Genomic DNA, 10518 nt, shown 5'->3' on the forward strand with positions numbered 1-10518 from the left:
TAAGTGATAAACTCAAGACAATAGGACCATTCTCTTACGAATGGGGAAAGGTGGCGATGGTATGGCAGAAGCAAAGAAATTTGACTGGATTTCTCTTCTCGTAGGTTTCGTTCTTGTTATTGGTGGAGTCTTCTCTTTGAGTCATCCTCTGTCGACATTCTTAACCCTTGCAATTATGCTTGGTATAGTAGTTCTTGTAAGAGGGATCATGTTGATAGTTGCATTCTTTAAGTTGGAGGACAGAACCGGTGCAAAGGTGTTTTTTGCCTTGATACTCGGGATATTGTTGGCTATTACCGGAATCATATTCCTTTTTAGGCCTCTCTTTGCAGCGAATGTATTTGCTTTTATTATTGCTATATGGTTTATAGTCGATGCTATCAACAATCTTATAAACGCCGAAGGGCTAAAACCTGCCGGAAAGGGAATTTACTTTTTAAGTATAGCATTAAACGTGTTCGTTCTAATTGGCGGTGTAATTCTTGTCCTGCATCCTTTAATTGCAGGTCTTTCTGTTGCGATAATGATCGGAATTACTCTGCTGGTTTTCGGTACGAACCACATAGTGTTGGCATTTATCGGCAAGGAGTCAGAAAAATAGAGTCTGTATTTATTCCTTTTGTTCGTCCACATAAGTAGTCTATAAAGCTAGACGGGAGTGGGCTGCAAACCCCATTCCCATTCTTATTTATCTGTTACTGTCTATAATTCTATTTCTGAGAAAAGTATGGGTACATAATGATTACGTTTGGCTCCGGAAATGTCTCTTACTGCTTGAATCAAAATGAAATTCTCTGCATCTGCTGTTTGAAAATGTCTGAACAGTTTGCTTATCGGAAGAGCTTGCTTTAGAATTCATTTTGTAGCCTTCAATTCAACCGCCAGAGGAGGTAAACGAGTGAGAAAACTGACATTAGTTATTGTTGTGTTGGTTTTCCGTTTCGTAGGATGTACCGAATTCCTTCTTTCGTCTGAAAAGAACAATGGACTGGTTATTTCAGGCAGAAGCATGGAGTTTTCGCATGTTCTTGATTCTAAAGTTGTTTTTTCAACAGAGGCGACAGTTTCAGCAGTCATATGTCAGACTGCTTTGAAGCAATATCCTGGGAAAGTAAATATGGATTTGTGAGTTTGAATGCCTTTGGTCTTTCGACAGCTATTGCAGATAGAATTAATGAGAAGGGTTTGTCTTTGAGTGCCCTTTGATTGCCAGAAACTGAGTATAAAGAGGATGTCCCCTCTTCAGATCCTTCGAAGGTAATAGAGTTGTTCGATCTTCCGGCGTGGATTCTTGTGAATTTCGACAATCTTGATTCTTTGAAGAGAGCTCTCAGCGAGTTAACCATGTGGGGAGAAGTGAATGAATTGCTCCAGGAAGTACCTCCTCTTCATTTGTCTTTACAGGACAGCTCCGGCGGAAGTATGGTTCTTGAATTTACTGATGGTGAGGTGATTGTTTACGAAAATCCAAATGGAGTTCTGACAAATTCTCCTGAACTTCCGTGGCACCTGTCTAATTTGAGGAATTATGTGAATCTAAGCCCTTATATGAAAGAAACAGAGATAAACGGAATAACGTATAAGGGAATTGGTTTTGGCAGTGGTTATGTTGGAATTCCGGGAGACGTAACCCCTCCTTCTAGATTTGTTAGGATAAGTTTCTTAAGAGAGTTTTCTAATTCAGTTGAGACAGAAGAGGAGGGAGTAATGCTTGCCCTTCATCTCGTAAACACAGTAGATATTCCCGCAGGAGTTTCGAAAAGGGAAGAAAGTAGTACGGAATCCTTTGAAAGTACTCAATGGGTTACGATAAAAGGCAATAAGAATCTTAAACTTTATTTCAGAACCTATGATTGTGCCTCGCTATTTGTTGTCGATTTGAATAGAGTTGACTTCTCTTATGGCATTAAGCATGAATCTATAGATTTTGATAAGCCGTTTTCGGCTATTAATGTCTGTGATTTATTCTCATTCTGAAATGGTTGCATAAGCAAGAATTAGGAGTTGCTTTGTGTTCTTTGTGTCCCATGAGGAGAGTAATTTGCTTTTATTTCCATCCTATATATCTTTATAAATAATAATAATTAGGTATGTTCAAAACTCGTTGAAAACCCTTGGAACGCTTTGCTGTGGTGGAATTGACTGCATGTTCATAACTTTCCGGCTTTGAACGAAGTGTGTAGAAAAGTCCCAGAGACCACTCCGGGAAAGAAATACAAATTTGTTCATAATTCAACGTCTGTAACCGTTTGTTTTAGCGCAAAGAGAAGAATCGCAAGGTTTTTGAATGGAATAGAGGAAGATAGCAGATGTTCAAAAGTTTTAGTGAGTGAATAGAAAATGCACAAATCATTGTCGGAACTGACCTCTAAAAAATGCAGTTTTGAACCCCCGAGAGAGGCCGACTTGAGAATTGTTTCGTCGAAAAGTCGGTAGTTTTGAACATCGTGTGTTCAAAAAGCTGGTAGATTAGGAAATTGATTTCTCAAATTTGTGAAGAAAGGGAAGTCTGTTTCTAAAAGCTACAAAGAATAAACAGGGCGCCGCGGATGTAGCTGGACTTTGGCTGCGGCGCCCTGTTCTGGACAACTCCCGTTAAGTGAGCTTAGCCCCTTCTGATTCCGGCAAGCCCTTCATAAGTCTTCCTGAGGGAACAGTACGACTCTTTGAAGAGGCTGTACAGTTTCAGGTAGCGCTCTTGCTCATCCCGGACCGGTTCAATCCTATCCACGTCTTCAATGAATCTGCGAACCGCCGAGAAATTGAAAAGACCCGAACCAACACCGGCAATTATCGCTGCTCCGATTGAGGTTGCTTCATCTACGTTTTCCGGAACGGTCAGTGTCTTTCCAAGAACGTTTGCTAGAACTTTCTTCCATATATTGCTCTTTATTCCTCCGCCGATTACCCTGATACTGGTGATTGGCAGAGACTCCTCCAGGGTATCGAGAATCCATTTGAGATTCATTGAAACGCCCTCGATAACGGCCCGGACCATATCTAGCTTCTTGTGAGAGGCAGACAAACCAATAAATGTTCCCCTGGCATTGGAGTCCCAGATTGGGCTTCTCTCACCCAGCAGATATGGAAGATAGATGATCGGTTCGCCGTGACTTGGAGAATCGAGCAGCACTCTGTCCAGATAGCTGTAAACGTCTTGTTCGTTCCGATACAGGAAGTTATCCCCATACAGCATGTCTTTAATCCAGCTGTACGAGCTGCCACCGGCTTGCATGGTTCCCGAGGGGAAGTAATGTCCTTCGATCGCATGGGCTCCGGTGAAAACCCGCATTTGCCTATCCAGTAAGGGTTCTTTCGTTATCGTTGAGATCCACGATGAAGATCCGAGATAGAGATAAGTATCGCCGACTTCAACAGCACCTGCCCCTACAGCTGCACTGCAGCCATCTCCAGCCCCCAGAATCACTCTACAGGATTCAGAGAGACCAAGATCTCTGGCCACATCAGACTTAATCTTCCCAAGATCGGTAATTGAGGGGAGAGCCTCGGGTAATTTCGAATTGTCGACTTTGAGGGCTGAGATCATCTCGGGAGACCACGAGAGTTTCGAGATATCAAATAGAGACGTCATAACCGCATCAGAAAAATCAGTTGCGAATTTGCCGGTGAGGCGCAGGTTTATGTAATCCTTTGCTTGAAGAAACTTGTATGTACCTTCATATACATCCGGCTCGTTCATTCTCAGCCAGGCGATTTTCAGTCCCTGATAAGTTGGAGAGAGCCTTGAACCGGTTATTCTGTAGATCTCACTCTCTGAGAAAGTCGAGAGAAGAGCTTTCACTTGCTCAGAACTTCTTGAATCTGCCCAGATTATTGCTCTCCTGAGCAATCCACCGGATTTGTCTACAGGTACAACCGCCATCATCTGACCGCTTATACTTACGGCCGAGAGATCTTCTGCGCAAATTCCGGATTTACTGACAAGATCTGAAGTAGCCCGGCAGAAGGAAGTCCACCACACTTCGGCATCTTGTTCAACCATTCCTGGGCCGGGATAGAAAGTCTCATAGCCGAAAAAGGACGAAGCCACAAGGTTTCCAGTCTCACTGAATAGAGTTGCCTTATCGCCTGTCGTTCCAAGGTCGTGAGCCATTATATACTTCAAGATAAAACCTCTCTTTCGGCCGCAAATAGAACTCAGGACTTAAATGGAACCCATTCACGGTCTTTTATTGAATCCCAGTCTGCATCAAAATTATCAATGGCCTTCAGTGTTCCGCTGTGTGCAAAGAACTCACCGTACATAGTTACGGGAAGCGACATACCGTATATTGGGAGTTCAGCCATTTTAGAGATTTGAGTTAGGGTCTTGAAGCTTGCTGCGATGAGCTTAGTCTCATAATCTCCGTTTGTAATAACCTTTTGCATACTCTCCACAACCGAGAGGTCAATCCCTAGGTTCTCTATTCTGTTTGCGTATGGGGCAACGTAATCGGCACCTGCTTCGGCTGACATTAGTACCTGCGGCACCGAGAAAACACCAGTAATCAGGGCAGGGATCTTCAGCTGCTTGAATTCTCTTAGAACTCTAATGCCCGTTCTGGAGAAGGGAATCTTGAGTATTATCCTTTTGGGATCGAGTTTGAAGAGCTCCTTTCCTTCTCTTATCACTTCGTCGTAGTTTCTTGAGGCACACTGAACGAAGAGAGAGCCAGAGAATCTCTTCAACATCTCCTGAATGACTTCAAGAGGCCTCCTTCCAGTTCTCTTCAAAATACTCGGATTAGTGCTGATTCCGGAGAAGAATCCTAGATCGAACAATTCACTTATAGCTTCTACGTTTCCGTCATCAATAAACAGTCTCATAGATACCTCCATTTGATTCTTTGCTCTTTCATGGCAGATCGGTCCGCCCTGGGTACTTGTCGACAAATTCCTTGTAGATCTCTATGGCGCTGCTTGAACCAAAGATATCCGCTCCAGCAGCGACGAAATCCTCTACCTGAGATAGGGTCTTCACTCCGCCGGATACCTTTATTCCCTTCTTGTCTCCAACAACGCTCTTGATTGTCTTGACGTCATCGACTGTGGTTGCTCTGGAGCCATATCCAGTTCCTGTCTTCACAAAATCAACGTGCGGCAGATTAAGGAGTATAGAACAAGCCTTCTCTATCTCTTTACTTTCGAGATAAGAGACTTCAATGATCACTTTACAGGTAATACCCTTAAGCAGTCCTGAAAGATATGAGATCTCCTCTTCAAAGTAATTCCAGTCACCCGACTTCATTGCCGATATGTTTGCCGTTATGTCAATATCCCTGACTTCAGGACCTAGTGCCAGAGCTTCATTTATCATATAAGCCTTGGTTTCGGTTGAATCAAATCCGAAAGGGAAGCCCGATCCACAAGCCGCCGAGATATCTTTACCCCGAACGCTGGCTACTACTTTGTCCATCAAATACCAGGGAACTACAACCGCTCTGAAATCGCAAGCAACACTTTCTTCAATGAAAATCTCCGCCTCTCGCCTTGTTGCGGCAGCCTTCAGAAGAGTGCTGTCAAACCTTTTTTGAAAACTTTTAATTGTCTGCAAAGATGCACCTCCAAGATCAAATCAAACAAAAAGCTCCAGGAAACCCAAAGAACAATCATGAGAGCGTTCTCACTAATTCATACAATACCATTATAACCACAAAACACAAAAAAACGAACAGTCAATTTAGGAGGTAATTTAGTCAATGTTGGTAAACTTGACATAACTTAAGAGAATAAGCTAGAATAGATCAAAGCATATGATACCGTTATCACAACGCGGTATTTATTTGCCGCGAGTATTCTTGGAAGGTGATTGAGTATGGCAGCGACGCTGGACGATATAGCAAGAGAGACAGGGCTTTCCCGGGCAACGGTGGCTAGAGTAATGGGAAAGTACGGATATGTCAGCAAAGAAGCAAAAGAGAAGGTCTTAGCAGTCGCCGAGAGACTCAAGTACAAGCCGAACTACATTGCGAGAAGCATGGTTACTGGAGAGACTAAGAACATAGGATTGATTGTAGGTGACATTCAGAATCCCTTTTTCTCTACAATTGCAAGATCCATAAGCGATGTAATAGTACCTGAAGGATACAGTCTGATTGTTACGAGTACAGATGAAAGACTAGATGTTGAAATAACCTCTATAGATAAGTTCTTTCAGAAGCAAGTAGATGGATTGATTCTCGCTCCCGTTTCACGAACTAACTCCGACCATCTGAGAGAGTTGGTCAAAGCAAAGACCCCGATCGTTCTCATTGACAGGGTTATTGAAGATCTAGACGTAGACATGGTAGTCAGCGATGACGTTGGTGGTGGCTTTGAGGCGACCAAATACTTGCTGGAACTTGGCCATCGAAACATAGGCTTCCTGTCGGATACTCTCGATATCAGCACCAACTACGATCGAATTGCGGGTTATCAGAAAGCGCTTGAGGCGCACGGAATAGAACCAGACCCTTCCTGGATAAAACTCGGAGGGTTCAGAGTAGATGGCGCTTACAAGAGCGGTGTGTCGCTTTTAAGCCGCAACAAGGACCTGACGGCAGTTATTGCGACAAACAACTACATGGTTGCGGGGTTGCTTCTAGCTGCAAAGGACATGGAAATAAGAGTTCCAGAGGATTTGTCCGTTGTGAGCTTTGACGATATAGTTTGGTTTGACCTGGCTAACCCACCAATAACCTCGGTCGCTCAGAATACGAGAGAGATAGGGAACCTGTCTGCCAGACGAATTCTGATGAGTATAAGAGGTCAGAGAAACGAAACGGAGCTTACCAGACTTCCTACAAAGCTGGTAATTAGGGAATCATGTGCAGCACCGAGAAAGTGATTAAACTTCTTGATAGATATTTGGAGGTGTTTGGATTGACACTGGATGATTTTTTGACGGATGCGAAACAGAGCATATTGTTTACAGCCCCATCTCTTGAGAAAGACCTTTCTGCCTTTCTCGAAGAGGATGCCGGAAGGATTAAGGAGCTGGCAAAAACTGCTTTAGATAAAGGTTATAAGCAGATCTACTGGGTGGGAAGCGGCAATTCTTGGTGTAACCTCTACTCTGGGGATTATATCCTTAACAAGATGACTGATGTGCCCTCGAAATACTACAAGAGCTACGACTTCATTTGGGAGAACCCTGCAAGGCTTGATAAGGAGGCGCTTGTGGTACTTGCTTCTTTTTCGGGGAATACCGAAGACACGGCAGCCGCGCTGAGATTAGCCAATGAAAAGGGAGCTACAACGATTGCATTCACAAGTAAACCAGACAGCATACTTGCAAGAGAAGCAGACGAGGCAATCGTGTACAACTCGAATGGCCTATTCATTCTACCTCTTGCGGGAGCTTTCATATTCAGTCTCGAAATCGCGAGACTAAAGGGAAAAGACGTATCAAAGCAGTTGGAGCAGATAGCGATGATGCCAAAACTTTTAGGCAGGATCTACAAGGAAGAGGAACCGAGGGCTTATCGACTCGCAAGAAAGTATCAGGACTGCGATCTCTTCTATGTTCTTGCAAGTGGAGCGGCCTATGCGATAGGCTACAAATTTGGACTCACGGTATTCATGGAGAACATGAGAATCAACGCTTCTTTCATGGAAACCTCCGAATTTAGACACGGCCCTGCCGAAATACTAGACGGCCATAAGCCTGTAATGGTCTTCCTTGTTGGAACTGACGAATCGAGAGACATGAGTGAGAGAGTTATAAAGATTGCAGAATCTAATGGCGCAGAGGTTATTCGGTTCGACGCAAAGGATTATGGCGACTTCGATCCGCTGTTTGCCCCGTTCCTTCTGATGATCCCCTTGCAGTGGTTTGCAGTCTATTCTGCGTACTACAGAGGCATCTTCGATCTCGATGAAAGAGTTCTCATGGGAAGAGGAAAGATGTCCACTGGCAGTCAGATAACCTGGCCATGATAAAAAAAACAGAGATAGTAGGTGGGATAAATGAGATTCGAGAACGTGTTGGTTGTAGATCCAATAGACGGTGAGTTTGTTGGAAGAGTAAAGATAGAAGGAAACGTGATCTCTGAAGTGGAGCGGATTACCGGAACCATGGAGTACGAGGGGATAATTATGCCGGGATTCGTCGATCCCCATACGCACGGTTCTGTGGGAGTTGACGCGCTTTCCATGAATGAGAAAGGTCTCAGGAAGTGGGAAGAGTTTCTTTATTCTCAAGGAGTGACTTACTTCCTTCCAACCACGATGTCCTCGACTCCTTCGGCTGTCCTTTCCGCAGCCAGAACGGTTAAAGACTATCTGGACGACAATCCGGAGACTTCGGTAGGGGGAGTTCATTATGAAGGCCCCTACTTAAGTCTCAAAAGGAAGGGAGCACAGAATCCAGAACTTATAAGAAGGATAAATCTTGAGGAGATAGAAGAGACCCTCATAGAGCCGGTAAGGCTAATTACTATAGCTCCAGAACTGGAACGTTTTTCACAGGCGCAAGATCTAATACAAAAACGAAATATTACTGTGTCGCTAGGCCACACAGATGCATCTTTTGATGACATGGAAAGAGCATATAATCAAGGTTGCGATAGAATCACGCACTTTCCGAACGGAATGAATACTCTTCACCACAGGGATCTGGGCTGTGTGGGAGCTGTGCTGTCGCTTCCCTTCTCCGTAGAGATGATTATGGATGGAATCCACTCCTTGCCGGGCTTTGTGAAGCTCGTTTACGACATTAAAGGCGCTTCAAAGATCATGATAGTTACCGATACGATTGACGCCACGGCTATGCCCGATGGGGAATATGAACTCGGCGGACAGAAGGTTATACTCAAGAACGGAAGACCAAGGCTCGAGGACGGTACGATAGCCGCAGCCGTTCTTGTCTTCAGCGAAGCCGTAAGGAATTTCAAAACATTTACAAACTGTTCCCTCAAAGAGCTCGCTAGAGTATCGTCTTTCAACGCCTTGAGCTCTCTGAAGATAGAGGATAGAGGAAGACTATCGAGAGGCTACAAAGCAGATCTTGTTCTGCTGAACGAGGATCTTCAAGTAAAGCAAACTGTTCTGGGTGGGAGGACTGTTTTCAAATACTGAGTAGAGTACATTCTACCTGATTTCGGGGGAATCCAGTGAAACCGATAAAAGTCTACATTATTGACAATGGAACAGCAGAGATCAAGACTCTTTCCGAGAGGATTTCCAATCTCAGGTGGAATATCCATGTTGAAACGGTTTCTGAGGATCCTTTTCTCGGAGGAAGGGCTTCAGAAAGTAATCAGTGCTTCACGCTGAACAAGTCTCTCAGGGTTAAGTATGAAGGCTTCTCAAGCCTGATAGACGATCTGATCTTTCTCGTAAGTCTTGACGATCCTTCCAGGCCGGGAAGAATTGTTGAGGCCAATAATAGTGCAGCCGAGAAGCTTGGATATTCTTATGAGGAGCTTCAAGAGATGAGTTTTTACACGATAGCAGGTGATCTTGATTCAGAGATGAGGAAGATCAGAGCCGATCTGCAGGTTAAGGGGATGTCTACGACCGATTCATTCCTTACTATGAAAAGTGGAGATAAGCTTCAGGTGGAGCTTTGCATGAAGGTGCTCGATCTAAACGAAAGCATAGTAACGATGGTCGTGGCCAGAGATACCAGTGCCTTCAGAAAGATGGCAACAGAACTTCAATGGCGAAAAAACTTCGAACGCGTGATCTCAGAGGTTTCGGGAACACTGAAGGAGTTCGAGAACATAGATGATGCGATAGATAAGGCGCTCAAACATCTCGGAGAGCTGACTTCAGCCGACAGGTCTAACGTATTCCTTCTTGATTACAGGAACGAGCTGGTTAGAAATACCCACGAATGGTGCAAAGAAAGCGTCAGAAGCGCAAAACCTTTTCTTCAGAAGATGCCCTTCAAGGAGTTTCCCTGGTGGATGAAGGAGCTTCAGAAGGGCGAAGTGCTTTCCTACGTAGTTAATGAGCTCCCTGAAGAGGCAAACAGAGAGGCCGTCGTTCTGGCTCGGCAGGGCATAGTCTCGCTAGTAGTAATTCCGATCTATTCAAGGCAAAGGCTGATCGGTTTTGTTGGCCTTGAGAGGCTTTTCGGGCAGTTTGAGTGGAGTAAAGCAGATATTGAGCTCCTTGAAGTATTCGCTGGACTAATATCGGGAGTAATCGAGTACTCGAGATTCATGTGAACGTTCATCGGCATCCTGATGTTAGTCTCTTAGAACCGTTCTGGGGTCTAGGGTTTGGTAAGAGCGTTAGAAGCTGTTCAGGGAGAGGCTGTTTGTTCCGATGCTGCACGTTCAGGTTCTTCGTCATTGGTCAAGATTCCGCAATGCTCAAGCCATAGCCGTCCTTGGGCCTTCGTCTCAGAGCTTGAACCCGTCCTTCGAAAGAGCAGTTGCGAGTTGCATGTTCCAAGTTGCAAGCATAAGAACCGCTGTGCACTTAAGAGAAAAAATCCTCTGGTCGCTGATGAAAACCACGTTGTCCGTCAACGGTCCAGAGAGAGGCCGCTGAACGCTTAAAAGCGGAGAACCCGCTGAACGCTGCTCA

Annotated in this window: 10 protein-coding genes and 1 pseudogene; 7 read left to right on the forward strand and 4 right to left on the reverse strand. The window is 44.6% G+C overall.

All coding sequences use genetic code 11. From position 1 onward, the window contains the following. Positions 1 to 61 precede the first annotated feature (61 nt). The 3 genes from B3K91_RS03540 to B3K91_RS03550 all read left to right on the forward strand — a co-directional run bounded on the left by B3K91_RS03540 (position 62) and on the right by B3K91_RS03550 (position 1977). Complete coding sequence (locus tag B3K91_RS03540; RefSeq protein ID WP_214061528.1) at positions 62 to 601, forward strand: HdeD family acid-resistance protein; 540 nt, start codon at positions 62 to 64, stop codon at positions 599 to 601. Between the two features lie 297 nt (positions 602 to 898). Continuing rightward, on the forward strand, positions 899 to 1129 hold the full coding sequence (locus B3K91_RS03545) for a hypothetical protein (protein WP_214061529.1): 231 nt from the start codon (positions 899 to 901) through the stop codon (positions 1127 to 1129). A gap of 77 nt (positions 1130 to 1206) precedes the next feature. After that, a complete protein-coding gene (locus tag B3K91_RS03550; protein ID WP_292594009.1) occupies positions 1207 to 1977 on the forward strand; it encodes a linear amide C-N hydrolase in 771 nt (256 codons plus the stop codon). A 628-nt stretch (positions 1978 to 2605) separates the two neighbouring features. Here B3K91_RS03550 and B3K91_RS03555 read toward each other — a convergent pair. From B3K91_RS03555 to deoC, 3 genes are read right to left on the reverse strand one after another with little or no spacing between them, the layout of a single operon-like run. Beyond that, positions 2606 to 4126 (reverse strand): xylulokinase, encoded by a 1521-nt coding sequence (locus B3K91_RS03555; protein WP_292589004.1) that lies wholly within the window; start codon positions 4124 to 4126, stop codon positions 2606 to 2608. A 32-nt stretch (positions 4127 to 4158) separates the two neighbouring features. Continuing rightward, entirely contained in the window at positions 4159 to 4827 is a 669-nt protein-coding gene (locus B3K91_RS03560; protein ID WP_214061533.1) for a transaldolase family protein, read from the reverse strand. Between the two features lie 28 nt (positions 4828 to 4855). Then, a complete protein-coding gene (gene deoC, locus B3K91_RS03565) occupies positions 4856 to 5554 on the reverse strand; it encodes a deoxyribose-phosphate aldolase (RefSeq protein WP_214061534.1) in 699 nt (232 codons plus the stop codon). Positions 5555 to 5815: 261 nt separating this feature from the next. Between deoC and B3K91_RS03570 the strand changes: the two genes are divergently transcribed. The 4 genes from B3K91_RS03570 to B3K91_RS03585 are packed head-to-tail and all read left to right on the forward strand — an operon-like array spanning position 5816 to position 10154. Continuing rightward, a complete protein-coding gene (locus B3K91_RS03570; RefSeq protein ID WP_292589001.1) occupies positions 5816 to 6826 on the forward strand; it encodes a LacI family DNA-binding transcriptional regulator in 1011 nt (336 codons plus the stop codon). A 26-nt stretch (positions 6827 to 6852) separates the two neighbouring features. Then, complete coding sequence (locus B3K91_RS03575) at positions 6853 to 7917, forward strand: SIS domain-containing protein (RefSeq protein WP_292592784.1); 1065 nt, start codon at positions 6853 to 6855, stop codon at positions 7915 to 7917. Positions 7918 to 7947: 30 nt separating this feature from the next. After that, the gene (nagA, locus tag B3K91_RS03580) at positions 7948 to 9057 is read left to right on the forward strand and encodes an N-acetylglucosamine-6-phosphate deacetylase (protein WP_103134983.1); all 1110 of its coding nucleotides are present in this window, start codon (positions 7948 to 7950) and stop codon (positions 9055 to 9057) included. A 35-nt stretch (positions 9058 to 9092) separates the two neighbouring features. Next, the gene (locus B3K91_RS03585; protein ID WP_214061537.1) at positions 9093 to 10154 is read left to right on the forward strand and encodes a GAF domain-containing protein; all 1062 of its coding nucleotides are present in this window, start codon (positions 9093 to 9095) and stop codon (positions 10152 to 10154) included. A 177-nt stretch (positions 10155 to 10331) separates the two neighbouring features. Here B3K91_RS03585 and B3K91_RS03590 read toward each other — a convergent pair. Then, positions 10332 to 10518: pseudogene (locus B3K91_RS03590) on the reverse strand (hypothetical protein); the annotation flags it as partial.

The organism is Mesotoga sp. UBA5847, from assembly GCF_002432735.1.
In the GTDB taxonomy this organism is placed as follows: domain Bacteria; phylum Thermotogota; class Thermotogae; order Petrotogales; family Kosmotogaceae; genus Mesotoga.